Genomic DNA, 24,349 nt, shown 5'->3' with positions numbered 1-24,349 from the left:
TTTGGCGGCTATGGCTATTTGCGTGATTATCCTATCGAACGTTTCTGGCGCGATTTGCGCGTACATTCCATCCTTGAAGGGACCAATCAGGTTATGCGTATGATTATTGGCCGGGACCTGTTGCGCCAATGACCGATGATATTTTCATCCGGGTCGAAGGACATGCCGGTTTCATAAGCTTGAACCGACCATCGGCGTTGCACGCGCTGACATTGCCCATGGTCCATGCGATGACTGAGGCGTTGCTGGCGTGGCGCAATGACGATGCGGTGAAATGCGTGGTTATTGACCATGGCAACGGGCGCGGTTTTTGCGCCGGTGGCGATATCGCCTTTTTGCGCAATTCAGCCCTTCATGATGGTGGTGAATCTGGACGTAAATTCTTCCACGACGAATATCAGTTAAACCATTTGTTGTTCACCTATTCCAAGCCTGTCGTGGCTTTCATGGACGGCATTACGATGGGTGGCGGCGTGGGCATTAGCCAACCTGCACGTTTCCGCGTGGCGACCGAGAACACCAAATTTGCCATGCCGGAAACGGGCATTGGCCTCTTTCCGGACGTCGGCGGCGGTTGGTATCTGTCACGGCTGGAAGGTCGCGTGGGCCAGTTTCTGGCGCTGACCGGCGCGCGTATCGCTGGGCCGGGATGCCTCGCGCTGGGCCTTGCCACCCATTATCTGCCCAGCAGTGCGCTTGCCGAAGCCAAGGCACGGATTGCCAGCGAAGATGTTGAACGCATTGACGGCATATTGGGTACCTTGTCGGAAACGCCGCCAGAATCCAAAATTGTCGAAACATTGCCCCAGATTAATCGTCATTTCGCTTCCAACGCATTTGAGGACATCCTCGCCAGCCTTGAAGGTGACGAGAGCGAATGGGCGATGAAAGAGTTGGCGACCTTGCGGACCAAAAGCCCCCAGACATGCAAAGTTGCCTTGCGCCAATTGTCGGAGAGCCTGAAGCTGAACGACTTTACCGATAATATGGCAATGGAATATCGTATCGCCAGCCGCGTGATTGTCCGCCCCGATTTTGCCGAAGGCGTGCGCGCCGTGATCGTCGATAAAGACAATGCCCCTAAATGGGATCCTGCGACAGCCGAAGGCGTGACGGACGCGCTTGTCGATGCGATCTTTGCCCCATTACCCGCACAAGAAGAATGGAAGCCCCTATGAGCTATGAAACGATATTGGTCGAACAACGCGGTGCGGTGACTTTAATCACGCTCAATCGGCCACAGGCGTTGAACGCGTTGAATAGCCAAGTGTTGGCTGACCTCATCGCCGCCTTTGCGGCATTTGATGCGGACGAAAGCCAGCGTTGTGCTGTGCTGACCGGCAGCGAGAAGGCATTTGCCGCGGGCGCGGACATTAAGGAAATGTCGTCGCAGTCCTTTGCCGACATGTACGGCTCGAATTTCTTCGCAGGCTATGATCGTGTGACCGCCACGCGCAAGCCATGGATCGCTGCGGTCAACGGCTTTGCGCTGGGTGGCGGGTGCGAATTGGCGATGATGGCCGATTTCATCATCGCGGGCGACAATGCCAAATTTGGTCAACCGGAAATCAAGCTGGCTGTCACCCCCGGCATGGGCGGGTCGCAGCGGCTGACGCGCGCAATTGGTAAGGCCAAGGCGATGGAAATGTGTCTGACGGGCCGGATGATGGATGCAGCCGAGGCCGAAAGGTCGGGCTTGGTCGCAAAGGTTGTTCCGGCAGCCGAATTGGTTGACGAAGCCATTAAGTCGGCAACGGCAATTGCCGCAATGGCGCCCTTGGCTGCGGTCGCGTGCAAGGAAATGGTCAACGCTGCATTTGAAACGACGTTGCAGCAAGGTGTCGTTTTCGAACGCCGCTTGTTCCATGGCTTGTTTGGTACAGAAGATCAAAAGGAAGGCATGGCGGCCTTCGTTGAGAAGCGGCCCGGGAACTGGACGGGCAAGTAAAGTTGGACAGGCGCGGTGCGGTTTTGGACAGGCGTGGCGCGGTCAGGTGAATGCCCGCTTATTGCCGACGTCGCCATAAATGACCATTCGTCATCCTGAACTTGTTTCAGGATAACACGCTATCGTCGCCCGGTATCCTGAAACAAGTTGTGCTCTGCACGCCTTCGGCTCCAGGATGACGAAAGAGTGGACAATTCCGGTGACAAATATCTTATTTCCTTAACCAAATCTTTCAGCAAAAAAATGCCGTCGCTCCAGCCTGCGCTGGGGCGACGGATGCTGCGCCACTTCATCACTTAATTAGCGGCTGCCTTCTCTATCATCTGAAACTTGCCAAGGCCGCAGCCTGCGCCTTCATATAACTGCCCGCCTTGGTCGTGCAATACGCGGACGATGTCGACGCTGCACAATTGGTTGATCGACGTTCGATAGGAAAAACGGTCTTCGAACTTCAATCCGGGGCAGCTTTGGGGCAAAGCGTTGCGATAGGTTTTGCCACCTGCCATGCGGAAATCGATATTACGGCTATCGACAACTTTCGTGGACCGTATTTGCGATATTGTGACGCAATTTTTTGGCTCGCCCACCGCACGAACGGGTGCGGGTGCGTTTTTGCTTGAAATCGCGACGGCACCGCCGCCTGACAGCAATGCAATCGCAGGAATGATCAACAGCATTTTATGCATCGGCGTTCTCCCAACTTACGATTCGGTCTTTACCACTTTTGCCTAAACTTGCGCTGACTTGATTTTGGGCGCTGGCGTTTTGGCTTTGAAGCGGCACAAGTCGGCCACAGGGCAGCGCCAGCATTCGGGCGTGCGCGCCTTGCATATGTAACGGCCCTGTAAGATCAACCAGTGGTGCGCGCCAATGCGGAACGGCTTTGGCGTGCTTTTCTCCAGCGCTTTTTCCACCGCGACCACAGTCTTGCCCGGCGCGATGCCCGTGCGATTACCGACCCGGAAAATATGCGTGTCGACCGCGAAGGTTTCTGCGCCAAAGGCGGTGTTCATCACCACATTGGCGGTCTTGCGCCCCACGCCGGGTAAAGCCTCCAACGCATTACGGTCGGCGGGTACTTCGCCATTATGATCGCGCACAAGGATTTCCGACAAAGCGATCACGTTCTTTGCCTTGTTATTGTACAACCCAATGGTCTTGATATGCGCTTTCAAACCCTCCAGCCCAAGCGCGACCATTTGCGCGGGCGTCTTTACATCCTCGAACAAAGCCTTGGTCGCCTTGTTCACCCCGACATCGGTCGATTGCGCCGAACAGGTGACGGCAACCAGCAACTGATACGCATTGCCATAAGCCAATTCAGTTTCCGGATCAGGATTGGCCTCCGCCAAGCGCCGGTAAAATTCGAATATATCTGCTTTTTTCAAAGGCCCAAAACCTCTTGCATATTATACCGACCGGCTGTCTGCCGCGCCAGCCACTCGGCGGCTTTCACCGCGCCGCGGGCAAATATCGCGCGATTTTCGGCGCGATGGATAAGCTCGATGCGTTCATTGTCGGACGCAAAAATGACGCTGTGGTCGCCCGCCACGCTGCCGCCGCGTAAGGAGGCAAAGCCGATATGGCCGGCCTCGCGTGCGCCGGTAATCCCGTCGCGGCCCCGTTCGCTGTGATCTTTCAAATTGACCGCGCGGCCCTTCGCCGCAGCTTCGCCCAGCAACAAGGCGGTGCCCGATGGCGCGTCGACCTTGTGCCTGTGGTGCATTTCCAAAATTTCGATGTCCCAATCCGCGCCCAACTGTCGCGCCGCTTGTTCTACCAAGGCGGCGAGCATATTGACGCCCAAAGAGGTATTTCCCGTCTGCAAGATGGCAATGTCGCGCGCGGCATCGTCGATGAGGAAATGATGGCGTTCCTCCAAACCCGTCGTGCCAATGACGATGGGCTTGCCCGCAGCCACGCACGCGTCGAGACTGGCCTCAAGGCCATGCGGGCTCGAAAAATCGACGAGAACGTCAGATGCAGCGATGAGCCCCGCAAGATCGCCATCCTTATCGACGCCACCTGCATGTTCGTGGCCGTCGGCGGCAATCGCATCGACCAAAGCCTGCCCCATGCGGCCCGCGCTTCCAATAATTCCAATTTTCATATTTCTTGCCCTGACCTAATATCTGGGTCTTACTATATTAAGGACGAGAGACAAGTTGTGCTGTGCACGCCCTTGGCTCCAGGGTGAAGATGAGGGGAAACAAAGTGCGGCAAGGCATCAACAACATCGTCATCCTAACCGGCGCTGGCGTCAGCGCGGAAAGCGGCATTGATACGTTCCGCAGCGCAGGCGGCTTGTGGGAACAGCATAAGGTGGAAGATGTGGCCACGCCCGAGGCCTTTGCCCGCGACCCCGACCTTGTGCTGCGCTTTTACGATATGCGCCGCGAACGTATTCAACAGGTGGAGCCAAATGCCGCGCATTATGCGCTCGCACGGCTGGATGCGGCATGGTCAGGCAATCTGCTGCTGGTGACGCAAAATGTAGATGATTTGCACGAACGGGCAGGGACACAACGCCTGTTGCACATGCATGGTGAACATTTGAACGCATGGTGCAGTGCATGCGATGAACGCCACCTTTGGCGCGGAACATTGATTGACCGACCCGCATGCCCAGCATGCGGCATAGCAGGGCAGTTGCGACCTGACATCGTGTGGTTCGGAGAAATGCCTTACCGGATGGACGAGATTTACCACGCGCTGAACCACGCAGACCTATTTGTGAGCATTGGCACATCGGGGGCGGTCTACCCCGCCGCTGGTCTTGTGCGCGAGGCGCGGAAAAAGGGCATCAAAACCTTGGAACTGAACCTTGAACCATCGCATGGCGCATCCTGGTTCGAAGAATCGCGGCATGGCCCCGCAACGGAATTGGTGCCGGCGTGGGTGGAGGAGATGTTAGGCGGTTAAGCCGCCACAGCTGCTGCAGCCTGCGTCTTTTGGCAGGCGGATAGTCCGCATTGCTGGGGCCATGCCGTCGAACAAATGCAACTTGCCTATCTGAGGGTCTCCAAAGCCGGTCAGCACGCGTATGGCCTCCATCGCGGCAAAGGACCCCATCAGGCCGCACATCGCGCCCAGCACGCCTTGCGTGGCGCAGTCGTCGCAATCATCGGGGTCATGGGCATCGCCGACGAAGCAGCGGTAGCAAGGTGCGTCGGCTTGCCATCCGGTAAAGGTGCCAATCTGCCCATGAAACTGCCCAATTGCGGCGCTGACCAACGGCACTTTTGCGGCAAGGCAGAGGTCGTTGACGACAAGCCGCGTGGCGAAATTATCGCAACCGTCAATGACAATATCGACGCCATTGAGAATGTCTGCGGTGGTGGAACGGTCAATACGCTGCTGAAGGCCGCGGAATGTCACATCCCGGTTCAAGCGCGCGACGGCGGCGCCAGCGGCATCGACCTTTGCCGTGCCAATGTCGGCTTCGGTGTATAAAATTTGCCGCTGGAGATTGGACAAGGAGACAATATCATCATCAACGACGCTGATTGTCCCGACACCCGCCGCCGCCAGATATTGAATGGCGGGGCAACCAATGCCGCCCGCACCAATCAGCAGCACATGGCTTGATAGCAATTTGGACTGACCCGCACCGCCAATATCGCGCAGCACAATATGCCGGGCATAACGGTCAAGCTGTTGGTCGCTGAGCGTCATACGCCAGTGGAACCAAAGCCTCCGGCGCCCCGCTCCGTATCGTCCAAGGCATCGACTTCGACCAATATACCTTGCGTGACCGGTGCCACAACAATTTGCGCGATCCGGTCGCCTGTGTTGATCACAAAATCTTCGTCACCCAAATTTGCAAGAATGACCTTCACTTCGCCGCGATAATCGCTGTCGATGGTGCCGGGGGTGTTCAGGCAGGTGATGCCATGTTTCAGGGCAAGACCAGAGCGCGGACGCACTTGCACTTCATAGCCGTCAGGAATGGCAAAGGCGAACCCAGTTGCCACGGCATGGCGCTTGCCAGCGCGCAAGGTCAGGTTTTCGGCGGCGCAGATGTCCATGCCCGCCGCGCCAGCTGTTGCATAGGCGGGCATCGGTAGGCCAGTTCCATGCTCCAGTCGTTTGACCCGGATATCAACCCTTTGTGAGTGCATCGGCCACCTTCTCCATCAATTTACGGGCAATCACGTCCTTGGCGCTTTCGGGCCAGCTATCAACGCCGTCTTTCGTCACGATATGAAACGCATTGTTTGCGCCGCCCATCACATCGCCCGATACGTCATTGGCGACAATCCAGTCGCAACCCTTTTTGGTGAGCTTTGCCTGTGCATGTTCCACAATCTTCTCTGTCTCCGCCGCAAAACCGATCAGCAGCCTTGGGCGATGGGCATGCGCGGCGAGGCTGGCGAGGATATCGGGATTTTCGGTTAGGTTTAGCGCGGGGATATTACCGCCGTCTTTCTTGATTTTTTGTTCAGGCGCTTGCGCCGCGCGCCAATCGGCGACGGCGGCCACCATGATGGCGGCATCGACGGGCAAGGCTTTTTCCACCGCCGCCTGCATGTCGATGGCGGTTTCAACATCTATTCGGGCGACGCCAAGCGGGGTCGCCAAATGCACGGGGCCAGCAATGAGCGTCACATCAGCGCCAAGGGCCGCTGCGGCGGCGGCAATGGCAAAGCCCTGACGCCCTGAAGAGCGGTTGGCAATATAGCGTACGGGGTCAATCGCCTCATGCGTTGGGCCAGCGGTCACCAATATGCGTTGGCCAGACAATGGACGCGCAAGCGGAACGCCGCTTGGAACTGTGGTTGGTGAACGGCCTGATGTCAGCATTGCATCGAAATCATGCCCCAGCATCGCGCAAATCTGCTCGGCAATGGCGGGTGGTTCCGGCAGGCGTCCGGGGCCAAATTCGCCGCATGCCATGGCGCCTGCATCAGGGTCCATGATGTGGACGCCATCGGCGCGCAATTGCGCCAAATTCCGCTGCGTCGCAGGATGGTTCCACATGCGGACATTCATCGCGGGAACCGCAAGCACGGGCTTATCGGTTGCCAGCAATATGGTGGTCGCGAGGTCGTCGGATATACCCGCCGCCATTTTTGCCAATATATTGGCGGTGGCAGGGCAGATGACGACCAAGTCGGCCTGACGGCTTAACTGGATATGTCCAATTTCGCGTTCTTCCTTCAGATCGAACATATGACCATAAACTTGGTCTTCGGTCATTACCGACATGGACAAGGGCGTGACGAATTCGGTCGCACTTTGCGTCATAACCGCACGCACGGATATGCCTTGGCGTTTGAGCAAGCGGACAAGTTCAAGCGACTTATACGCCGCAATGCCGCCAGTGACGATAAGGAGGATGCGTTTTTCGTTCATGCGCTTCAATATCCGCTGAATAGTTTATCGATTGCGGAGGTGATGACCAAATCCTCCTGCGCCAGAGAGCCAATTTTTGCGCCGAGCCGATTAAGAGGAATGGCGAAAATCAGATGGGTCGACATAATATAATGTTCATCATTAATCACAAATACGGGATGCAATCGCGATACGGACGGCATGTCTTTAGCCGGCAATAAAGGCACGACCACACGACTGCCAAATTCATCAAGCAAATCGGACTGGATATCCAGCAAAAGACCGCGCGCATTTGCGCCTTTATAAAGGTCAAAGCGCGCCATTAAAACTGGCGATACTCATCATATGGCATACCGTTTTCGGCGATCCATTTATTCCAGCTTTCAATAGCCTGGCGGTTTTCGCTTTTCCACTCCTCGCCCAAGGCTTTGCGCACCTGTTCCTGCAGTCCGGTTTCGCAGGCTTGCGATACGTTGATGCCAAGCCGCTTGGCCTCGTCAACCATATCACTGGGCAAGCTTATATTTGTCGGACGCCGAGGCGCGGTAAACTGCGAAGATTTATTCATGCGCACACTTTATGCGCATAAAAGCAAAGGTCAAGCGGGCGAAAACTTGGTTCAACCCCAAAACCACATGCCAGCAGCGCCCAAGGCGCCAGCCAATGCCGCGACGACCAGATAGCGTCCAGTGTTGCTTTGCCCCTTACGTTCCCAAATCAATGGCACAGCTGGCAAGGGCGGTGGTTCAGGCGCGCCGCCTTTGCGCGGTAGCTGTTCATCCAAGCGGCGTATGATGTCGGGGATCATCTTCAGCGTTTCGGCTTGTTTGCGCAAGCCGTCGGCCAACATCGCCTCCGGCCCTAGTTCGCCGCGTATCCAGTCGCGTACATACGGCGCGGCGACATCCCACATGTTAATGCTTGGGTTTAATGAGGTCGCAATGCCCTCAACCATCACCATTGTTTTTTGCAACAGCAACAAATGCGGCTGTGTTTGCATATCGAAATCACGGGTAATCGCAAAAAGGCTGTCGAGCATTTGCCCCACTGACAATTCGCTCACCGGCTTGCCGCGCGTTGGCTCGCCCACCGCACGCAATGCCGTCGCGAATTCGTCGACATTGTGATAGCTTGGCACATATTGCGCCTCGAAATGGATTTCGGCGACGCGTTTATAATTGCCGGTGGTCAGGCCGTAGAGAATTTCCGCCAGCCAGAAACGCGCTTGCCGGTTGATCCGGCCCATGATGCCAAAATCAATGGCGATAATCGTGCCGTCGGCGCGGACGAACAAATTGCCCTGATGCATGTCGGCATGGAAAAACCCCTCCGAAATCGCTTGCCGCAAAAATGTGAGGACAAGCTTTTCCGCCAATTTATTGAGGTCATGGCCCGCTGCCTTGAGCGCATCGATATCGGAAATCTTGACGCCGTCGACCCATTCGAGCGTGAGCACGCGGCCTGACGTCCGGTCCCAATCGATGGTTGGAATATTGTAGCCTTCGACTGCGACCATCGCGTCTTTCAATTCGGACGCGCTCGCCGCCTCGCGCCGCAAATCGAGTTCGCGCAAGGTCCAGCGTTTCAGATTGGCGATAACCAGCTGCGGCCGCAGCCGCGCAGCTTCGCCGCCAAGCGCCTCCAAATGCGCGGCAGCCCATTCATAGGTTTCAATGTCGCGGGCGAACTGTTCGCGAATGCCGGGACGCAGCACCTTGATAGCGACATCCTTGCCCTCGTTCGTGCGGCCACGGTGGACTTGCGCGATAGAGGCGGCCCCCACGGGCACAGGGTCGATATATTCAAACAATACTGCCGCTGGTTTATTCAGGCTGTTGTCGATTTGCGCATAGACCTGGTCAAATGGCGCTGGCGGTAACTGGTCCTGCAGCATGAGCAGGTTATGCACGGCCTCTTCGCCAATGATGTCGGGCCGGGTCGCGAGCGTTTGCCCAAGCTTAATCGCGGCGGGACCAATCGCGCGAAATGCGCCTGCATAATCCGGGACCTTTGGCTGAATCGTCCCAAAGCGCGCGATGCGGCACAGCCGCTTGACTTGCGCAGGGGTGTTACGATCCGCCTCAATGGCGCGAAGAGCGCCGTGGCGCGCAAGAATGCGGCCCCATTTGAGCAAACGAATGATGTGGGTAACGGGACGAGTCATGAGGCGTGGGGTTAAACCTTCCAGCCGCTGTGGATCGCGACCAGACCGCCCAATATGGGCTCGACCTTGGTTTGCACAAAGCCAGCCTCACCGATCATGCGTTTGAAGTTTTGCATGTCGGGAAAGCGGCGGATGGATTCGACCAGATAGCGGTAGCTGTCTTCGTCGCCTGCAATGGCCTTCCCCAGCTTTGGCACCAATTTGTCCGAATACACATCGTAAATTTGTGCAAGGCCAGGCCATTCGACCGTGGAGAATTCCAAGCAGAAAAAGCGACCACCATAACGCAGCACGCGATGCGCCTCACGCAGGGCTTTAGGAATGTCGGTGACATTTCGGATACCAAAAGCAATTGTGTAGGCATCGAAATGCGCGTTGGGAAAGGTCAAAGTCTCGGCATTTTGCGCAGACCAGATGAGGCTGTCGATACCGCGCTTCATGGCGCGTTCCATGCCGACATCCAACATATCTTCGTTAATGTCGGAGACGGTGACCTGCGCGCCTGATTTTTCCATACGAAACGCAATGTCGCCCGTGCCGCCGGCCATGTCGAGAATATCCTCGCCTGCGCGCGGTTTTACACGGCGAACAAAGGTATCTTTCCACAAACGGTGCATGCCGCCCGACATCGCGTCGTTCATAATGTCATATTTGCGCGCGACATTGGAAAAGACGTCGCCCACGCGCTGCGTCTTTTCTTCAGGGCTAACTTCCTCATAGCCAAAGGATACGGTATCAATCATTATCTGGCCTCTAGCCGATTGTTGCGCCAGCCGCAAAGGCTGTTAGCTGGTTCTGACCCTAAGGTGCAAAAGCATATGCCCGAATTACCCGAAGTGGAAACCACTGTCTCCGGCCTGCGGTCGGTCTTGGAAGGCGAGATGATCGTGCGCGCTGAACCGCGCCGTGCGGACTTGCGCTGGCCGATTCCGCCCGATTTGCGCCAGCGGCTGACGGGCGCGCGTATCGAAACGCTGGGCCGGCGCGCCAAATATGGATTGATCTACACCGACCGGCAGGACGTGATGATATTTCATTTGGGGATGTCCGGTCGTTGGCGTGTCGATCCTGCGGAAATCGAAAAGCACGACCATTTCATTCTGGAAACGGCAAGTGGACGCGTGGTTGCTTTGAATGATCACCGCCGTTTCGGGTCGCTGGATATCATCGATTCGGACCAGATCGAATATTATCGCTTCTTCGCCAAAATGGGGCCTGAGCCGCTGTCGGATGCGTTCGATGCGTCCGTTCTGCAAAAGGCATTATTGGGCCGTAAAGCGCCGATTAAGGCTATGCTGCTCAATCAGAATATTGTGGCAGGCTTGGGCAATATCTATGTGTGTGAGGCGCTCAACATGGCGGGGATCGACCCCATTGCCCCTGCATCCAGCATAAGCAAAGCGCGGCTGACCCGATTGGTCATTGCGATTAAAGAGGTGCTCACTGCCGCTATCGCCGCAGGGGGATCGACCTTACGAGATTTTGCAGCGCCTGATGGGGAGCTTGGTTATTTCGCAAAGGACTGGCGTGTCTATGGCCGCGAGGGTGCCGCTTGCGTCTGCGGCAGCCATATATTGCGGCGTGTCGATTCGGGGCGATCAACCTTCTACTGCCCGAAATGCCAGAGATGAGGCGGCATTATGAGGTTGACGAATCTCTTGGGCAGGGTTAAGGGCCGCTCCTTCAACGGGCGTACCGCATGGGCACGCTCCTTCAGATATCGAAATTCGAGGACAAAAATGGCCAATACGCCGCAAGCAAAAAAGCGTATCCGTCGCAACGCGCGTCGCACTGAAGTGAATGGCGCACGCGTCAGCCGCATCCGTACTTTCATTAAGAAAGTCGAATCGGCGATTGAACTTGGCGACAAGTCTGCGGCTGCCGCAGCGCTTGCCGCAGCGCAGCCTGAACTGGCGCGCGGCGTATCCAAGGGCGTCCTCCACAAGAACACAGCTTCGCGCAAATTTGGTCGCCTTACAAAGGCGGTCGGCGGTCTCGCTTAAGCGATACGTTCAGGCGCCGGACCTTCCGGTTTTAGACATTCAAAACCCGCCGTACACATGGCGGGTTTTTTTGTGCCTTAGTAACAAAATTGAAATGTGAGGATTTCCCGCGATTCGGACGCCCTCTCGCCAGTGGTTCGATCAAAAAATACATCAAAACATGCGGTTAGAAAATTTGTAACGCATTTGCTTGGCTCCTGCCGAGTCAATGCCATTTATTTCAATTTTTTTGCAGCGGCGCTCTTGATAGACTCGTTTATTGCTGTCTAAGAAATGCATTCCAGCAACGCATGACGACAGTCGGGCAATGCCTCACATGGAGAATGAATTCGGAGCGTAGCTGCATTTGGCAACAAATGCGCGGCCACCGGTTGTTCGTCCCGTGTTTGGTAAATAGCGCGCGGTCATGTTGCACTGGTTGGGGTGGAAAATGGGGGCAGGCACGTTGGCCGAAGTCAATTCAGTATCGCAAAGAAAAATCGGTCCATCGGGAAGCGGAAATGATGCCTCTGCATCACATGCCCGTTTTGATGCCGATTGGCATAATATATCCTCCGGCTTGCGGCGCGATTTGGGTGCGCAGGTCTACGGCCAATGGATTCGCTCGATCACTCTGGGTGATTTTTGTGACCTGACTGGTACGCTTGAGCTTTTGTTGCCTTCCGACTTTTCGGCAAGCTGGGTTTCCGACCATTATGCCGACCGCTTGCGCTTGGCATGGTCAAGCACCAACAGCAGCGTCAAGCAGTTGAAGATCCGCACCCGCCCCGGTGCGCCGCGCGTCGAATTGCTGCGCGCTTCAACCAATGCGGAACGCGCGGTCGCGCTAGAAACCAATGAGGCGCAGGCCAGCCGGTCGGCACTTGACCCGCGCATGACCTTTGCGAATTTCGTCAAGGGCCAAACCAATGTGCTGGCGCTGAGCGCGGCAGAGCGCGTGGCGTCGAAAGACAAGCCATTGTTCAACCCTTTGTATCTCCAAGCCGCGACGGGCCAAGGCAAAACCCATTTGATGCATGCCATTGGTCACGCTTATGCTGCGGTAAATCCCGACGCACAGATTTTATATATGTCGGCCGAAAAATTCATGATGGAATTTGTGACCGCAATGCGGCGCAAGGAAGTGATGGAGTTCAAGGCACGTTTGCGTGCTGTTGATGTGCTGCTGATCGACGATATCCAGTTTATCATTGGCAAGGTGTCGACGCAGGAGGAGTTTCTGCACACCATCGATGCCATCATTGGCGCCGGAAAACGCTTGGTCGTTTCCGCTGACCGCGCACCACAAGCGTTGGACGGCGTTGACCAGCGCATATTGTCGCGTCTGTCGATGGGTCTTGTCGCCGACATTCAACCCGCTGATCTCGAATTGCGCCGTTTGATCTTGGAACATCGCCTCGCCAATATGCCAGAGGCGCAGGTGGGTGAAGATGTGGTCGAGTTTCTGGCCCGCACAATCAGCCGTAATGTCCGCGAATTGGAAGGTGGCCTGAACAAGCTGCTTGCGTATGCCCAATTGACGGGCAAGCCAGTCACGCGGACATTGGCCGAAGAGCAACTCAAGGATATTTTGAGTGCTTGCCGTCGCCGCATCACCATTGACGAAATCCAGCGTGCCGTGTGCGAATATTATCGCATCGACCGCAGCGAAATGTCCTCAAAGCGTCGCGCCCGTGCGGTTGTGCGCCCGCGTCAAGTCGCCATGTATCTTGCAAAGGTAATGACGCCGCGCAGCTACCCTGAAATCGGACGCAAGTTCGGTGGACGCGACCACAGCACGGTGATCCACGCCGTACGCTTGGTTGAAGGACTGCGCCAGCAGGACAGCGACATGGATAATGATGTCCGCGCGTTGCTCCGCCAGCTCGAGGCCTAGGGTCCCGACCCTAATTTTTCCACCCCTTTTCAACTGGCTTTCCAGCGCTTATCCCCATGGCGTGAGTCGGAGGGTCAAGTATGAGTCAAGTTTGCGCTTCGTGCGGAGCGACTTCCGCCAATGAAGCCGCTTTTTGTGCCAGTTGCGGGCAGGGGTTGAAGCCAAAAACGGTCAAGAAATCCGCCAAGTCGGCGGCGAAACGCCGTTGGCCGATGCCATTGGTCGCGGTCGGCATTATTTTGACGGTGGCCGCATTATATTTCTGGCTGTTCATTGCCGACGATTTGAAGCGCGGTTCAGGCATGTCCGCAAGCGAGGCGGGAGAGGTTTCAAACCCTGAAGCGCAGATATTCTTTGCAATAACCGACGCGAACTTGCGCAATAAGCCGACGATAAGTGGCAGTGAGATATTAGGCAAATTGCCCCGTGGTTCGCAAGTGACTGGTGTAATTCAGCCAGGTTCAGGTGTCGATGGCGGGTGGCTTGAGCTGAGCGATGGCAATGGCTTTGTCGCCTTGATCAACCTGTCGCAATTTCAGCCGCCCGCCTTGGTAAAGCTGCTTAATGATCAAATATGGATATCAGATGGATTGATCGATGTGTGGGCGACGACCTTGGCAGATAGCAATTTGCTGGATCGGTTGCGCGAGGGTTCAAAGCTGACGCTGGTGGGAACCACGGCCGATAACTTCATTGAGGTGAAGCTTGCCGATGGTCGTTATGGCTATCTGGCGGATGCGCCGTCGATATTAAAGCCGCTGGGCGGCAAACCAATCGCCATCGGTTTTAATCCCCAATCCTGTTCGTTTTCCGGCGAAATCGGTGCCGAATTTTCAAAGATCGGCGCGCAGTTAAGGGCACAATGGCAGACGTTGGAGGCAAAGGAATTTGCCAGTGAGGCTGCCCGTCAAAAGGCCTATGCGGCGGTAGAAGGCAAAAGCAAATATCTCAGGCTACGCCGATCGTTCGAAGGCTTATCACTGACTGGCCTGGCGCAGCATTATGAATCGCAATCTTTATATTTCGATGACCCACCTGCCAAAGTTATAGACGTATTTCGTGCGCAAGGCTTCGACATCGGACGCGATGGGCTGTTCACAGGGACGGATCTTTACGCAGGCATCGCCGCCACGCGGGGAGAGGGCGCGGCTTATGGAAAAACCGAACTGGGCTGCGGCGTATAAACCGCAACAACTGTGATCGAGCCTAGGGTCAGCCCTAACGCTTTTCCTCTGGCGCTACGGAAATCCGGACGGTCTCACCACTATTGCCGGGAAAACCCGTGAACATGGCTTCGACCAGATTTGGCACCAGATGGGGAAGTTTGTTCGAACGCGACTTGGCTTCGGCTTTGCCTTCGAACAGCCGCTTGCCGTCAATATTGCGATCAATTTTTAGATCCAGATTGGCGGTGTAGACGGTGAAGCTGTCAACATTATAAGGGCGATTGAAGCCGCTGTAGAGGAACGGGTCATAAAAGCCCACGACATAGCGCGCGCCGCTACGTGTGCGCACGACATAAGGGCGGTAAAAGCTGCTAAAGCCCCAATAAGGATCGTAAAACGGGTCTTGGCGAACGATGTTGCGTTCCTTGCCTTGATCGACGGCATAATCGAGCGATACCGTCATATCGGCGTTGCTGCCCGATGACGGCACATAACCGATTTCCTGAAGTTCATTGGCAACCAATGCGGCATATTGGCCAAATTCGATGCCGCCTGCATTAACGGGATTGGCCGCGCGGATCACAAAGGTCTGCCCCTGTGGCGCGGGCAGTTCCTGAAAGCGCGAAACATCCGCGTTAAAGGGCGTTGCGCATGCACCCAAAGCAAGCATCGCCAACGGAGCGAGAAAAGCTACAACTTTTTTCATCCATTCATATCCCTTTAAAATCGGCCAGACGCCGTCTTGTTATGAACCCATCAAAATTAGGATAGTTTCGCTGAACTGTGGTTGAACAAGGCAATAGCATCATTCAACGCAGCAAACCAAGCGCGGCATAAGCTGCCTTTAACGTCGGTGCGCTCAATTCGCGCGCTTTCGCTGCGCCCTTGGCTAAGGCTGCGTCAATCTGTTCATGATCATCCTTCAGCGCATTAAAGCGTGCCGAAATGGGGCGCAGATGTTCGACCACAATCTCTGCCAATGCAGGCTTGAATGATCCAAAGCCCTGACCGCCAAAACGGGCCAAGGTGTCGTCCACTTTCTCGTTCGCAAAGGCGGCGTATATGCCGACCAGATTTTTGGCCTCGGGCCGGCCCTCAAGACCATCTGCCTCAGATGGTAATGGTTCGGGGTCGGTCTTCGCTTTTTTGATTTTGCTTAAAATCGTGTCGGCATCATCGATCAGGTTGATGCGGCTCATATCGCTTGGGTCAGATTTGGACATTTTGGCGCTGCCGTCACGCAAGCTCATGATGCGCGCCGTGGCTTTGGGAATGATCGGGTCCGGCAAGGTGAAAATCTCTGTGCCTTTGCCAAAATCGGTGTTGAACTTTTGGGCAATGTCGCGGGCAAGCTCCAAATGCTGTTTCTGGTCTTCGCCCACAGGGACATGCGTCGCCTGATACAGCAGCACGTCCGCAGCTTGTAAAACGGGGTAAGTGAACAACGCAATGCTCGCGCCTTCACGGTTCTTGCCGGACTTGTCTTTGAACTGGGTCATCCGGTTGAGCCAACCCATCCGCGCCGTTCCGGTCAGCAGCCATTGCAGCTCGGCATGGGCAGGAACCTGCGCCTGATTGAACAGGATCGCCTTGTTGATATCCAGCCCGCAGGCGAGCAGCGCAGCCGCCATCTCGCGGGTGTTTGCGGTCAACTCTTCGGGCACATGCGGCATCGAAATGGCGTGCAAATCGGCGAGGAAATACAGGCATTCCATTTCATCCTGCATCTTCACCCAATTGCGGATCGCGCCCAGATAATTGCCGAGATGAAGGTTGCCAGTGGGCTGAATACCCGAAACGACGCGCATAATTGTTACTCGCTTGCAGAAGTCGCAGGCACGTTTGCACGCCTGCGGAGAAGGGATTTGAGTTCGCTGATCCGGTAGGCCCCAAACAGCAATATGGCCAGCGCATATACCGCGCCGCCAGCGCTTACCAATATGGACAAAACGGCAATGCGTCGCCAAAAGCCGGTGCCAAGCTGGCCTTCGATAAGCTCGTTTCCGAAATAGAGCGCGACGCCCATAATGATCGCGGCCAAAATTATGCGCCATGCCTTTTGCTTTAACCGCGCATCGACGGCAATATGCCCACGCTTGCGCAAAGTAATCCACAGCAAAGCGACGTTTACCCAAGCGGATATGGCAGTCGCCACACCAACGCCGATATGCGCCAAAGGCCAGATGAGGATCAGGTTGCCGACAAGGTTGACCAGCATCGACCATAAGGCCAGCCGCAAGGGTGTTTTTGTGTCGCTCCGCGCATAAAATCCAGGCGTTAGCACCTTGATGAGCACATAAGCGGGGACACCTGCCGAAAACGCCATCAGCACCGCGGCGGTCCCGCGCGTGTCGGCAGAGGTGAAGGCACCATGTTCGAATATGCCATGGACAATCGGGATTGCTGACACAATCAACGCGACCGTTGCGGGCATTGCGAAGAATAAGGCCAATTCGACAGCGCGGTTCTGCGTATCGGAAGCCGCTTTGCTATCCGCCCCGGCAATCTGCCGTGATAGCGCAGGTAAAATAGCCGTCCCGATAGCAATGCCGATCAGGCCCAATGGCAATTGGTTCAAGCGGTCGGCATAATACAGCCATGATACCGAGCCTTCAGGCAGGAACCGTGCCGCAAGTGAGGTAGAGATTAAGAGATTGAACTGGATTGCGCCTTGGCCAATCGCGGCGGGCGCAATCAAGGCCAGCATCAGCTTCACGTCAGGTGTGAGGCGCGGCAAACTTAGCTTCAGCGTAACGCCCGCGCGATGACAGGCCCAGATGAGCCACAGCAATTGCAGCGCGCCCGACACGGTAACTGCGACCGCTTGCGTGACCGCTGTTTCAACCGGATTATCCCCACGGAAGAAAATCAGCGCGACAATCATGCAGATGTTGAGCAAGATCGGCGCTGCGGCATTCACCCAGAATCGGTTGAGCGAATTCAATATTCCACCCAGCAATGATACCAAAGATATCAGCGCCAGATAGGGAAAGGTGATGATTGTTAAGTGCCGTGCCAGCGCGAATTTCTCCGGCCCGCCATCCGGAAAGCCGCCCGTCATAGCCCAGACAATTGGGCCAGCGGCCAGCATCATGAGGGCCGTAAACAGCACGAGAAATGGGAACAAAACCGACAATATTTGGCTGGCAAAATTGCGCGCGGCGATCAGGCCTTGGTCGGCTTTCTCGCGTTCTGCTTCCGTCATTTTCTTGTTAAATAAGGGCACGAATACCGCCGCAAACGCGCCTTCGGCAAAAAGTGCCCGGAACAGGTTCGGCAAACGCCACGCGATCAGAAATGCGTCCGACGCGAGGCCCGCGCCAACAAAGCGCGCCATCAACATGTCGCGCACTAAACCCAAGACGCGGCTGACCAAAGTCAGCCCCCCGATGGTGATGCTGTTTCGAACCAGGCTCATCTGTTCACCTGGTGCCGTCGGCTTCAGGCTTCGCCGGCAGGCTGCGTCTCTGCCATTTGTTGCGCTTGCGAAAGCTGCTGGATGTACAGCGCGTTGAAGTCGATGGGTTCAAGCACCAGCGGCGGATATCCCGCATCACGCACAGCATCCGCAACGATTCGGCGCGCAAACGGGAACATCAAACGTGGAGCTTCCCCGAATAAAAACGGATGGGCCTGCTCTTCGGAGACATTACGCAGGCCGAACAAGGTGCCATAATCGAGCTCAACGGAGAACTGCACGCCATTATCCGTCTCTGCCTTGATGGCAAGCCGCAAGGCCACTTCATGCACTTCGTCGGTAACAGAGTTGGCTTGGATGTTGACCTGCACATCAATTTGCGGCGCGCCTTCCCAGTTGAAGCTGTGCGGGGCGTTCGGATTTTCAACCGACAAGTCCTTGATATACTGGTTCAACATACCGACGGCTGGCAAAGTGTCTTCGCCATTGGCTTTTACCTTGTCGGAAACGATGGTGCCTGTTTCATCAGCCATGATGTGTCGTGCTTTCTTGTTGGTTGCCACGGCCGCAATGTTACGACCCTTTATGGCCTGCGCGCCTAGCAGGCGTGCCGCCAAAGGGCAATGATTGTTGCGATTGCACCATTCCCGACCCTAAACTGCATTTTTCTTTGGGCAAGGCCCTTTGAAACCCGTATCTGTAACACCTATATGCAGTAACGAGTCGGCTTTACGAAAAATTTTATACAGAAAAATTTTATACAAAGGCCGCAGTTAGATTTTTGCCGGATGGAGGCGTTGTGACGTTTACTATTGTATTGCTCGCTCTTGTTGCAGCTTTCCTGGGCCTGCGCCTCTACGCCGTGCTTGGTAAACGGACCGGACATGAACAAGAACCTGTGGCGCGCCGCCCTGTTGATGCCAACGCACCAGCTTTGCTGCGGCAGCCGTCCGCTGGCGGCGACGCGGCGCCGGCTTTGCCCGCCACTGAACTGTCAAACGTCGATATGGCAGCGCAAAACGGTGTCAAAGCGATTGGCAATGCGGACCGCAATTTTGACCTTGGTTTGTTTGTAGAAGGTTCAAAATCCGCCTATAAAATGGTACTTGAGGCTTATTGGAAGGGTGACAAGGAAGCGCTCCAGTCGCTGTGCGATGATGACGTCTATGCGAGTTTCGCTGAGGCGATTGATGGTCGCACTGCGCGTGGAGAGACCCTCGAAAATCGCTTGGTCCGCATTGATGAAGTGCGCGTTGTCGACGCCAGTTACGATCACCCCATGGCCCGTATCTCGGTGCGCTTTGATGCCGACATCGCCGCGATGGTGAAGGATGCCGATGGAAATATCATTGGCGGGTCGATGACCGATGCGGTCGAAACGCATGATATCTGGACATTTATGCGCGACGTGAAATCGGGCGGCCGTAATTGGAAGCTTGACGAAACCGACTCGGTCTGATTCATCCGGGCGATGAAACGCGCCCTTTTCACTCTCGGTCTATCGGCCCTTACGCTTTCCGCTTGTGCAAGCGGGGTTACACCGCATGCCAGCCCCGTAACCCCATCGGGGGCAATGGTCGCTTCCCCGCCGGTCGCGGACAAGGCAGCAGCACAGCCCGTGCCGACGCGCGATGTTACAACAGCGGCAGGACTTGGCGTAGTGCGCGGTCCACAAATTGCCACTTTGCAGGTGGACGCGCGCAAGGCCGCGCTTGCCATGGACAGTTTCAGGACAAGTTGCCCCGGCCTTGTCCGCCGCACCGACAATAGCGGGCTGACCCAAAATAGCGATTGGGTGGCAGCTTGCGACGCCGTTAAAACATGGACCAATGATGCCATTTCCTTTTTTGCAGAACATATGGATACGGTGCAGGTCGGCACCGGCAGGGCTTTTGCGACGGGCTATTTTGAACCCGAAATAGCCGGTTGCCGCACGCCGCAAGTGGGTTGCGATGTGCCCGTCTATAAACGCCCGCCAGACCTGATCGATGTTGACCTTGGCCAGTTTTCCGATGATCTGAAGGGACGCAACATCCGCGGCAAGGTCAGTGGCGCCAAATTTGTGCAATATGATGACCGGGCCATGATTGAAAACGGGTCTTTGGCGGGACGCGGCCTTGAAATCGCTTATGCGTCCGATGCCGTGGAATTTTTCTTCCTGCAAATTCAGGGATCGGGTCGGCTGAAACTGCCTGACGGCAATGTGATGCGTATTGGCTATGACAGCCAAAATGGGCGTGGCTATACTGGCATTGGCCGATTGATGCGCGATCGCGGGCTGATTACCGATGCCTCTATGCAGGGTATCGTCGCTTTTTTAGCGGCCAACCCCGAAGAGGGGCGCAAGATCATGCAGGAAAATAAAAGCTATATTTTCTTCCGTGAACTGACAGGCGCGGGTCCCTTGGGTGCGATGGGCTATCCTGTGGTGGGGGAGGCAAGCATTGCGGTGGATGTGAAATTCATTCCGCTTGGCGCGCCTGTGTGGCTGTCAATGGACCGTGCGGAACCCAATGGTATCTGGATTGCGCAAGATACCGGCGGCGCCATTAAAGGTGCAAACCGCATTGATACCTTTTGGGGCGCTGGCGACCGTGCGCGTTTGATCGCAGGCGGCATGGCGGCGCGTGGTTCGGCGTTATTGTTTTTACCCAAGGCTGCGGTTGCGCGGTTAGGGCTCTAAAGCCGTTATGGCGCGGCCTCTCGACAGCAACGAAAAGTCTCTTTGGGGCAGAGTCATTGCGACCGTAAAACCCATGCATGGCGGCAAGCCAAAGCCAGTACCAGTTGCGACCCCGTCGGCGGATAAGGCGGTACTGGCGAAGTTTTTGAGCGCTAAGCCAAAGCCTGTCCCTGCCGAGACAAAGCCGAAACCTATGCCGGCGCAAGGCAAGATTGCCCCAGTGCCGCATAATCTCGACGGGCATTGGGACCGGCGGATAATTCGGGGCAGCATCATTCCGGATGTTAGCATTGATTTGCACGACGCGTCCTTATCGCTGGCCTATAACCGTCTCGATGGCGCGCTGGAGCAGGCGATTGCGCAGCGCATGAAAGTGATATTGCTCGTAACCGGCAAACCCCGCGCGCATGATCGGGCAAGTGGTGAGGGCAGGGGCGCAATTGCCGCCGTTGTCCGCGACTGGCTGGCGGCATCGCGGCATGCGCGGCATATTTCGGCGGTGCGCAATGCCCATCCGCGCCATGGCGGGGCAGGCGCGCTTTACATTATGCTGAAAAGCTAAGGGTTAGGACCCTAAGTCGCCAGCATTTTCAGCGTGACGCGCCGGTAAATTTCGGTCAGCGCCGAAAGGTCGGCAATGGCGACCGCTTCATCCAATTTATGCATCGTTGCATTGCACAGGCCGAATTCGACCACCGGGCAAATTTTGGTCAGGAATCGGGCGTCCGAAGTACCCCCCGTCGTCGATGCTTCTGGGGCGATGCCGACGACTTCTTCCACCGCCGATGATATAGCCGCTGAGAACACGCCAGGAGGCGTCAGGAATGCCTCTCCGGAGATCATGGCTGTCAGTGTGCCGCCATGGCGCTCTACAAGCCCACGGAGCTTTAAAACAAGCGCATCGCCATTTTGCAGATCGTTGAACCGGATCGACAATCGCGCTTCGGCTGTGGCCGGAATGACATTGGTTGCCTTGTTGCCGACATGCAGGTCGGTGACCTCGATATTGCTCGCCTGGAACCAGTCAGTGCCTTCGTCGAGCGTGATCGCTTCAATCTCGGCCAGAATCGCGATGAGCCTTGGGATCGGGTTGTCTGCCAGATGTGGGTAAGCGACATGGCCTTGCGTGCCCGCGACCGAAATCCACATGTTCACCGAACCGCGACGGCCGATTTTCATCATGTCGCCCAAGCGGTTGACGCTGGTGGGTTCGCCGACGAGGCAATAATCAGGGATGCTGCCTTGTGCTTGCATATGCGTGATCAACGCCCGGGTGCCGTGGATAGCGGGTCCTTCTTCGTCGCCCGTGATGATCAGGCTGATTGTACCAGCATCCTTTGGGATGTCGTGCAGCGCAGCGACAAAGGCGGCGATGCTGCCCTTCATATCGACAGCGCCGCGTCCGTGCAGCAAATCGCCCTTAATCTCTGGCACAAATGGGTCGCTCGCCCAGCCATTTCCCGGCGGCACCACGTCCACATGACCGGCAAAGGCGAAATGCCTTCCGCTTGCCGCACGAATGGCAAAGAGATTTTCCACCGGCGCGCCATGGGCGGGGTTGTCGTCGTCTTCGCCCGACATAAAGCGTTCGACGGTAAAACCCAGCGGAACAAGCATATCTTCCAGCGCGTCAAACACCGCGCCACGGGCGGGCGTGACGCTTTCGCAAGCGATCAGTCGTTGGGCATAAGCCAGGGCGAGAGCATCATCCATTAATCCAAGTCGTTACGGATTAATGCGTGCCAAAACAAGTCAGACATCGGCGGGACAATAAGGTTAGGACCAACTAGGGTCAGAGCCACGTAAATGCACCTTCGCAATCAAAGCCATTTTGTCCATAAATGCTTTGTCAAAAGCTGATTTATAACGACTAAGCCCGCGTCTTGCTGTCTCTCGCTGAACAAAATGGCCTCAAATCGCGAAGGTGATTTTTAGGAGTTCTGGGCCTAATGTGCTGTTTCATTGCTGGGAACACGTGCTAGCACCCACCCCGTGACCGCACCCATCATCATCACCGCCGATTTGGGCAAATCGGATCAAGCATGGGCCAATGGCCTACGCCGCGCGCATTTTCCCCCGGAACGCAATTTTGTCGATGCGCATATTACGTTGTTCCACCATTTGCCGCCAAGCCATCTGCCAGAGATAAAATCGCGGCTGGCTGGGTTGGTTAAGGACTATCCTGCGCCAGTCGCTTATCTCAGTGATGTGATGCTGTTCGATAAAGCCGTGGCTTTCAGCGTCGATAGCTCTGAGTTGCTTGCCATGCGCGATCAACTGGCCAAAGCGTTTTATGGGCTATTGACCCCGCAAGATCAGGCAACGCCCAAATTGCATATAACGATCCAGAACAAGGTCGAGCCGCCAGTCGCCAAGGCGCTCCACGCGCATTTGTATGCGGCATTTCGACCCCGTCCGCTCGCCATTTCGGGTCTGTCTGCGCATTATTATCGCGGTGGGCCGTGGGAGCATATCGCAAGATGGTCATTTCGCGGCTGACAATGCTTGACCCTTATAACCCCCGCGCTTATAGGGCCGCGTGCTTCCCCGCAAATGCTGGGATTCACGCTTGGATGGCGAAGTAGCTCAGCTGGTTAGAGCGGTGGAATCATAATCCATAGGTCGGGGGTTCAAGTCCCTCCTTCGCTACCATCCTTCTTCTGTGCAATTAGGGCTAACGCTGGCGACGGCGCGATCCGCACATTCGATATCCGAGCAGCGGACCAACGTTATGCCGCCGCGCTTTGTGCGGTTGCCGCGATTTGCTGCATGGGCTATACCAATATCATGCAAGATTGCTCTCAATGCATTGTCCGCAACCGTGCAATTTGCGCCGGACTCGAAATGGACGAGCTTGAGCTGCTGAGTCGGCAAGGCCGAAAGCAAAAAGTTTCCAAGGGCCAGACCGTGTTTTGGGAGGGAGATGACGCTGTCGTTGTCGCCAATGTCATCGAAGGCGTGCTAAAGGTTTCGATGAGCTTGTCTGATGGCCGTGAGCAGATTGTCGGGATTGTTTTTGCGTCAGATTTTATTGGCCGGCCCTTTGGCCAGCAAAGCCCCTATAGCGTGACCGCGCTGACCGATGCTGAATTGTGCATATTTTCGCGATCCACCTTTGACAGCTTCGCGCGCCAGCATCCCGAGCTGGAACATAAGTTGCTGCGCCGGACATTGGATGAACTTGATCGTGCGCATGCATGGATGCTGCTGCTTGGCAAGAAAAGCGCGAGCGAGCGGATTGCGACTTTGTTGCTCGAAATGTCTGTTCGCCTCGGCGAAACGGGCTGTACGATTGGAAAAGGCGCACTGGACGCATTTGAATTGCCGCTTAATCGTCAACAAATTGGCGACGTTTTGGGGCTAACGATTGAAACCGTAAGCCGTCAGTTTTCTAAGTTAAAGGCCGATGGTGTCATCCATCTGCCAGACCGCCGGACCGTCGCCATACGCGACCGTGCGCGGCTTCAGGATCTTTCGGCTGCTGCCTGAACGGCGGTTTAGCAACGTCTTGGGTGGGGCTTAGCTTGGAATATTATCCGCCGAGCTGCCAATGAGCACAAAATGCCGGTCGCAATAGCCGCAGTCGACATAGCCCTTTTCATCAATTTGAAGCCAGACTCGGGGGTGACCCAATGCGGCAGGAATATCTCCACTGCCGTCGCAAGCGACACGCGGTTCGCGGACTCGGATTGTTTCGGGGGCGTTGTTGTTCATGACCGCCGCTTAGCAAAGCCGCAACGTGGCTGCAACGGCTGAG

The 24,349-nt window shown here is 55.9% G+C and carries 29 protein-coding genes and 1 tRNA gene; 14 read left to right on the top strand and 16 right to left on the bottom strand.

The genetic code is table 11. The features are described from left to right. From ACILP3_RS05085 to ACILP3_RS05075, 3 genes are all read left to right on the top strand, one after another. The coding region (locus ACILP3_RS05085) for an acyl-CoA dehydrogenase family protein (protein ID WP_395615582.1) at window positions 1-132 on the top strand (132 nt) is incomplete at its 5' end. Beyond that, window positions 129-1,178 (top strand): enoyl-CoA hydratase/isomerase family protein, encoded by a 1,050-nt coding sequence (locus ACILP3_RS05080; RefSeq protein ID WP_395615579.1) that lies wholly within the window; start codon window positions 129-131, stop codon window positions 1,176-1,178. The genes ACILP3_RS05085 and ACILP3_RS05080, both read left to right, overlap by 4 nt. Next, on the top strand, window positions 1,175-1,948 hold the full coding sequence (locus ACILP3_RS05075) for an enoyl-CoA hydratase (RefSeq protein WP_395615578.1): 774 nt from the start codon (window positions 1,175-1,177) through the stop codon (window positions 1,946-1,948). Before ACILP3_RS05080 ends, ACILP3_RS05075 begins: the two co-directional genes overlap by 4 nt. Window positions 1,949-2,244: 296 nt before the next feature. Here the strand turns inward: ACILP3_RS05075 and ACILP3_RS05070 are convergent, their stop codons facing one another. Genes ACILP3_RS05070 through dapB form a run of 3 tightly spaced genes read right to left on the bottom strand, consistent with a single transcriptional unit; the run spans window position 2,245 to window position 4,058 of the window. Beyond that, window positions 2,245-2,634, bottom strand: coding sequence for a hypothetical protein (locus ACILP3_RS05070; protein ID WP_395615577.1), 390 nt, complete (start codon window positions 2,632-2,634; stop codon window positions 2,245-2,247). Window positions 2,635-2,676: 42 nt separating this feature from the next. Next, window positions 2,677-3,336 carry an endonuclease III gene (gene nth / locus ACILP3_RS05065; protein ID WP_395615576.1) on the bottom strand — a complete coding sequence of 220 codons (660 nt, stop codon included), beginning with the start codon at window positions 3,334-3,336 and terminating at the stop codon, window positions 2,677-2,679. Continuing rightward, window positions 3,333-4,058 (bottom strand): 4-hydroxy-tetrahydrodipicolinate reductase, encoded by a 726-nt coding sequence (gene dapB, locus ACILP3_RS05060; protein ID WP_395615575.1) that lies wholly within the window; start codon window positions 4,056-4,058, stop codon window positions 3,333-3,335. Before dapB ends, nth begins: the two co-directional genes overlap by 4 nt. Before the next feature lie 89 nt (window positions 4,059-4,147). Between dapB and ACILP3_RS05055 the strand changes: the two genes are divergently transcribed. After that, window positions 4,148-4,870 (top strand): NAD-dependent deacylase, encoded by a 723-nt coding sequence (locus ACILP3_RS05055; protein ID WP_395615574.1) that lies wholly within the window; start codon window positions 4,148-4,150, stop codon window positions 4,868-4,870. Here ACILP3_RS05055 and ACILP3_RS05050 read toward each other — a convergent pair. Genes ACILP3_RS05050 through ACILP3_RS05020 form a run of 7 tightly spaced genes read right to left on the bottom strand, consistent with a single transcriptional unit; the run spans window position 4,859 to window position 10,189 of the window. After that, on the bottom strand, window positions 4,859-5,623 hold the full coding sequence (locus ACILP3_RS05050; RefSeq protein WP_395615573.1) for a HesA/MoeB/ThiF family protein: 765 nt from the start codon (window positions 5,621-5,623) through the stop codon (window positions 4,859-4,861). The two genes, ACILP3_RS05055 and ACILP3_RS05050, sit on opposite strands and share 12 nt — an antisense overlap. Continuing rightward, window positions 5,620-6,069: a dUTP diphosphatase gene (gene dut, locus ACILP3_RS05045; RefSeq protein ID WP_395615572.1), complete on the bottom strand. Its 450-nt coding sequence runs from the start codon at window positions 6,067-6,069 to the stop codon at window positions 5,620-5,622. Before dut ends, ACILP3_RS05050 begins: the two co-directional genes overlap by 4 nt. Continuing rightward, the gene (locus tag ACILP3_RS05040; RefSeq protein ID WP_395615571.1) at window positions 6,050-7,303 is read right to left on the bottom strand and encodes a bifunctional phosphopantothenoylcysteine decarboxylase/phosphopantothenate synthase; all 1,254 of its coding nucleotides are present in this window, start codon (window positions 7,301-7,303) and stop codon (window positions 6,050-6,052) included. The genes dut and ACILP3_RS05040 overlap by 20 nt, the downstream gene beginning before the upstream one ends. A 5-nt stretch (window positions 7,304-7,308) precedes the next feature. Beyond that, the gene (locus ACILP3_RS05035) at window positions 7,309-7,605 is read right to left on the bottom strand and encodes a CcdB family protein (RefSeq protein ID WP_395615570.1); all 297 of its coding nucleotides are present in this window, start codon (window positions 7,603-7,605) and stop codon (window positions 7,309-7,311) included. After that, window positions 7,605-7,850, bottom strand: a complete 246-nt coding sequence (locus tag ACILP3_RS05030; RefSeq protein ID WP_395615569.1) for a type II toxin-antitoxin system CcdA family antitoxin — start codon at window positions 7,848-7,850, stop codon at window positions 7,605-7,607. The genes ACILP3_RS05035 and ACILP3_RS05030 overlap by 1 nt, the downstream gene beginning before the upstream one ends. Before the next feature lie 51 nt (window positions 7,851-7,901). Next, window positions 7,902-9,446, bottom strand: a complete 1,545-nt coding sequence (gene ubiB / locus ACILP3_RS05025; protein WP_395615568.1) for a 2-polyprenylphenol 6-hydroxylase — start codon at window positions 9,444-9,446, stop codon at window positions 7,902-7,904. A gap of 11 nt (window positions 9,447-9,457) precedes the next feature. Continuing rightward, complete coding sequence (locus ACILP3_RS05020; RefSeq protein WP_395615567.1) at window positions 9,458-10,189, bottom strand: class I SAM-dependent methyltransferase; 732 nt, start codon at window positions 10,187-10,189, stop codon at window positions 9,458-9,460. A gap of 75 nt (window positions 10,190-10,264) precedes the next feature. Between ACILP3_RS05020 and mutM the strand changes: the two genes are divergently transcribed. The 4 genes from mutM (at window position 10,265) to ACILP3_RS05000 (ending at window position 14,509) form a co-directional block, all read left to right on the top strand. Further along, on the top strand, window positions 10,265-11,077 hold the full coding sequence (gene mutM, locus ACILP3_RS05015; protein ID WP_395615566.1) for a bifunctional DNA-formamidopyrimidine glycosylase/DNA-(apurinic or apyrimidinic site) lyase: 813 nt from the start codon (window positions 10,265-10,267) through the stop codon (window positions 11,075-11,077). A gap of 108 nt (window positions 11,078-11,185) precedes the next feature. Beyond that, entirely contained in the window at window positions 11,186-11,449 is a 264-nt protein-coding gene (gene rpsT / locus ACILP3_RS05010; protein WP_183941705.1) for a 30S ribosomal protein S20, read from the top strand. 406 nt (window positions 11,450-11,855) lie between these two features. Beyond that, on the top strand, window positions 11,856-13,325 hold the full coding sequence (dnaA, locus tag ACILP3_RS05005; protein WP_395615565.1) for a chromosomal replication initiator protein DnaA: 1,470 nt from the start codon (window positions 11,856-11,858) through the stop codon (window positions 13,323-13,325). 80 nt (window positions 13,326-13,405) lie between these two features. Further along, window positions 13,406-14,509: a hypothetical protein gene (locus ACILP3_RS05000; protein ID WP_395615564.1), complete on the top strand. Its 1,104-nt coding sequence runs from the start codon at window positions 13,406-13,408 to the stop codon at window positions 14,507-14,509. A gap of 34 nt (window positions 14,510-14,543) precedes the next feature. Here the strand turns inward: ACILP3_RS05000 and ACILP3_RS04995 are convergent, their stop codons facing one another. From ACILP3_RS04995 to secB, 4 genes are all read right to left on the bottom strand, one after another. Beyond that, window positions 14,544-15,197, bottom strand: coding sequence for a DUF4136 domain-containing protein (locus ACILP3_RS04995; RefSeq protein ID WP_395615563.1), 654 nt, complete (start codon window positions 15,195-15,197; stop codon window positions 14,544-14,546). Window positions 15,198-15,300: 103 nt separating this feature from the next. Then, a complete protein-coding gene (gene trpS / locus ACILP3_RS04990) occupies window positions 15,301-16,299 on the bottom strand; it encodes a tryptophan--tRNA ligase (protein ID WP_395615562.1) in 999 nt (332 codons plus the stop codon). Window positions 16,300-16,304: 5 nt separating this feature from the next. After that, complete coding sequence (gene murJ / locus ACILP3_RS04985; protein WP_395615561.1) at window positions 16,305-17,909, bottom strand: murein biosynthesis integral membrane protein MurJ; 1,605 nt, start codon at window positions 17,907-17,909, stop codon at window positions 16,305-16,307. 23 nt (window positions 17,910-17,932) lie between these two features. Then, the gene (gene secB / locus ACILP3_RS04980; RefSeq protein WP_395615560.1) at window positions 17,933-18,442 is read right to left on the bottom strand and encodes a protein-export chaperone SecB; all 510 of its coding nucleotides are present in this window, start codon (window positions 18,440-18,442) and stop codon (window positions 17,933-17,935) included. Between the two features lie 266 nt (window positions 18,443-18,708). Here secB and ACILP3_RS04975 point away from each other — a divergent pair, with 266 nt between their 5' ends. From ACILP3_RS04975 to ACILP3_RS04965, 3 genes are read left to right on the top strand one after another with little or no spacing between them, the layout of a single operon-like run. Continuing rightward, a complete protein-coding gene (locus ACILP3_RS04975) occupies window positions 18,709-19,368 on the top strand; it encodes a Tim44/TimA family putative adaptor protein (RefSeq protein ID WP_395615559.1) in 660 nt (219 codons plus the stop codon). Between the two features lie 12 nt (window positions 19,369-19,380). Then, on the top strand, window positions 19,381-20,592 hold the full coding sequence (locus tag ACILP3_RS04970) for a murein transglycosylase A (protein ID WP_395615558.1): 1,212 nt from the start codon (window positions 19,381-19,383) through the stop codon (window positions 20,590-20,592). 7 nt (window positions 20,593-20,599) lie between these two features. Then, complete coding sequence (locus ACILP3_RS04965) at window positions 20,600-21,154, top strand: Smr/MutS family protein (protein WP_395615557.1); 555 nt, start codon at window positions 20,600-20,602, stop codon at window positions 21,152-21,154. An 11-nt stretch (window positions 21,155-21,165) separates the two neighbouring features. Here ACILP3_RS04965 and dapE read toward each other — a convergent pair whose 3' ends face one another. Further along, on the bottom strand, window positions 21,166-22,305 hold the full coding sequence (gene dapE, locus ACILP3_RS04960; protein WP_395615556.1) for a succinyl-diaminopimelate desuccinylase: 1,140 nt from the start codon (window positions 22,303-22,305) through the stop codon (window positions 21,166-21,168). A 279-nt stretch (window positions 22,306-22,584) separates the two neighbouring features. Between dapE and ACILP3_RS04955 the strand changes: the two genes are divergently transcribed. The 3 genes from ACILP3_RS04955 to ACILP3_RS04945 all read left to right on the top strand — a co-directional run bounded on the left by ACILP3_RS04955 (window position 22,585) and on the right by ACILP3_RS04945 (window position 24,081). Continuing rightward, a complete protein-coding gene (locus ACILP3_RS04955; protein WP_395615555.1) occupies window positions 22,585-23,091 on the top strand; it encodes a 2'-5' RNA ligase family protein in 507 nt (168 codons plus the stop codon). 76 nt (window positions 23,092-23,167) lie between these two features. After that, a tRNA-Met gene (locus tag ACILP3_RS04950) sits at window positions 23,168-23,244 on the top strand. A 135-nt stretch (window positions 23,245-23,379) separates the two neighbouring features. Next, a complete protein-coding gene (locus ACILP3_RS04945; RefSeq protein WP_395615554.1) occupies window positions 23,380-24,081 on the top strand; it encodes a Crp/Fnr family transcriptional regulator in 702 nt (233 codons plus the stop codon). Between the two features lie 30 nt (window positions 24,082-24,111). Here the strand turns inward: ACILP3_RS04945 and ACILP3_RS04940 are convergent, their stop codons facing one another. Further along, window positions 24,112-24,306, bottom strand: coding sequence for a zinc-finger domain-containing protein (locus ACILP3_RS04940; RefSeq protein WP_395615553.1), 195 nt, complete (start codon window positions 24,304-24,306; stop codon window positions 24,112-24,114). Window positions 24,307-24,349: the final 43 nt, after the last annotated feature.

It is taken from the genome of Sphingorhabdus sp. (assembly GCF_044239665.1).
Classification (GTDB): Bacteria; Pseudomonadota; Alphaproteobacteria; order Sphingomonadales; family Sphingomonadaceae; genus Sphingorhabdus_B.
The sequence above is the reverse complement of the archived record's forward strand: the minus strand, read 5'-3'. Positions and strand labels throughout refer to the sequence as shown.

What these genes read in the sequence shown, in the direction of transcription:
- ACILP3_RS05080 (WP_395615579.1), top strand. Translation starts at nt 129, where the DNA reads ATGACCGATGATATTTTCATCCGGGTCGAAGGACATGCCGGTTTCATA.
- ACILP3_RS05075 (WP_395615578.1), top strand. Translation starts at nt 1,175, where the DNA reads ATGAGCTATGAAACGATATTGGTCGAACAACGCGGTGCGGTGACTTTA.
- ACILP3_RS05070 (WP_395615577.1), bottom strand. Translation starts at nt 2,634, where the DNA reads ATGCATAAAATGCTGTTGATCATTCCTGCGATTGCATTGCTGTCAGGC.
- dapB (WP_395615575.1), bottom strand. Translation starts at nt 4,058, where the DNA reads ATGAAAATTGGAATTATTGGAAGCGCGGGCCGCATGGGGCAGGCTTTG.
- ACILP3_RS05055 (WP_395615574.1), top strand. Translation starts at nt 4,148, where the DNA reads ATGAGGGGAAACAAAGTGCGGCAAGGCATCAACAACATCGTCATCCTA.
- ACILP3_RS05050 (WP_395615573.1), bottom strand. Translation starts at nt 5,623, where the DNA reads ATGACGCTCAGCGACCAACAGCTTGACCGTTATGCCCGGCATATTGTG.
- dut (WP_395615572.1), bottom strand. Translation starts at nt 6,069, where the DNA reads ATGCACTCACAAAGGGTTGATATCCGGGTCAAACGACTGGAGCATGGA.
- ACILP3_RS05040 (WP_395615571.1), bottom strand. Translation starts at nt 7,303, where the DNA reads ATGAACGAAAAACGCATCCTCCTTATCGTCACTGGCGGCATTGCGGCG.
- ACILP3_RS05035 (WP_395615570.1), bottom strand. Translation starts at nt 7,605, where the DNA reads ATGGCGCGCTTTGACCTTTATAAAGGCGCAAATGCGCGCGGTCTTTTG.
- ACILP3_RS05030 (WP_395615569.1), bottom strand. Translation starts at nt 7,850, where the DNA reads ATGAATAAATCTTCGCAGTTTACCGCGCCTCGGCGTCCGACAAATATA.
- ubiB (WP_395615568.1), bottom strand. Translation starts at nt 9,446, where the DNA reads ATGACTCGTCCCGTTACCCACATCATTCGTTTGCTCAAATGGGGCCGC.
- ACILP3_RS05020 (WP_395615567.1), bottom strand. Translation starts at nt 10,189, where the DNA reads ATGATTGATACCGTATCCTTTGGCTATGAGGAAGTTAGCCCTGAAGAA.
- mutM (WP_395615566.1), top strand. Translation starts at nt 10,265, where the DNA reads ATGCCCGAATTACCCGAAGTGGAAACCACTGTCTCCGGCCTGCGGTCG.
- rpsT (WP_183941705.1), top strand. Translation starts at nt 11,186, where the DNA reads ATGGCCAATACGCCGCAAGCAAAAAAGCGTATCCGTCGCAACGCGCGT.
- dnaA (WP_395615565.1), top strand. Translation starts at nt 11,856, where the DNA reads ATGTTGCACTGGTTGGGGTGGAAAATGGGGGCAGGCACGTTGGCCGAA.
- ACILP3_RS05000 (WP_395615564.1), top strand. Translation starts at nt 13,406, where the DNA reads ATGAGTCAAGTTTGCGCTTCGTGCGGAGCGACTTCCGCCAATGAAGCC.
- ACILP3_RS04995 (WP_395615563.1), bottom strand. Translation starts at nt 15,197, where the DNA reads ATGAAAAAAGTTGTAGCTTTTCTCGCTCCGTTGGCGATGCTTGCTTTG.
- trpS (WP_395615562.1), bottom strand. Translation starts at nt 16,299, where the DNA reads ATGCGCGTCGTTTCGGGTATTCAGCCCACTGGCAACCTTCATCTCGGC.
- murJ (WP_395615561.1), bottom strand. Translation starts at nt 17,909, where the DNA reads ATGAGCCTGGTTCGAAACAGCATCACCATCGGGGGGCTGACTTTGGTC.
- secB (WP_395615560.1), bottom strand. Translation starts at nt 18,442, where the DNA reads ATGGCTGATGAAACAGGCACCATCGTTTCCGACAAGGTAAAAGCCAAT.
- ACILP3_RS04970 (WP_395615558.1), top strand. Translation starts at nt 19,381, where the DNA reads ATGAAACGCGCCCTTTTCACTCTCGGTCTATCGGCCCTTACGCTTTCC.
- ACILP3_RS04965 (WP_395615557.1), top strand. Translation starts at nt 20,600, where the DNA reads ATGGCGCGGCCTCTCGACAGCAACGAAAAGTCTCTTTGGGGCAGAGTC.
- dapE (WP_395615556.1), bottom strand. Translation starts at nt 22,305, where the DNA reads ATGGATGATGCTCTCGCCCTGGCTTATGCCCAACGACTGATCGCTTGC.
- ACILP3_RS04945 (WP_395615554.1), top strand. Translation starts at nt 23,380, where the DNA reads ATGCAAGATTGCTCTCAATGCATTGTCCGCAACCGTGCAATTTGCGCC.
- ACILP3_RS04940 (WP_395615553.1), bottom strand. Translation starts at nt 24,306, where the DNA reads ATGAACAACAACGCCCCCGAAACAATCCGAGTCCGCGAACCGCGTGTC.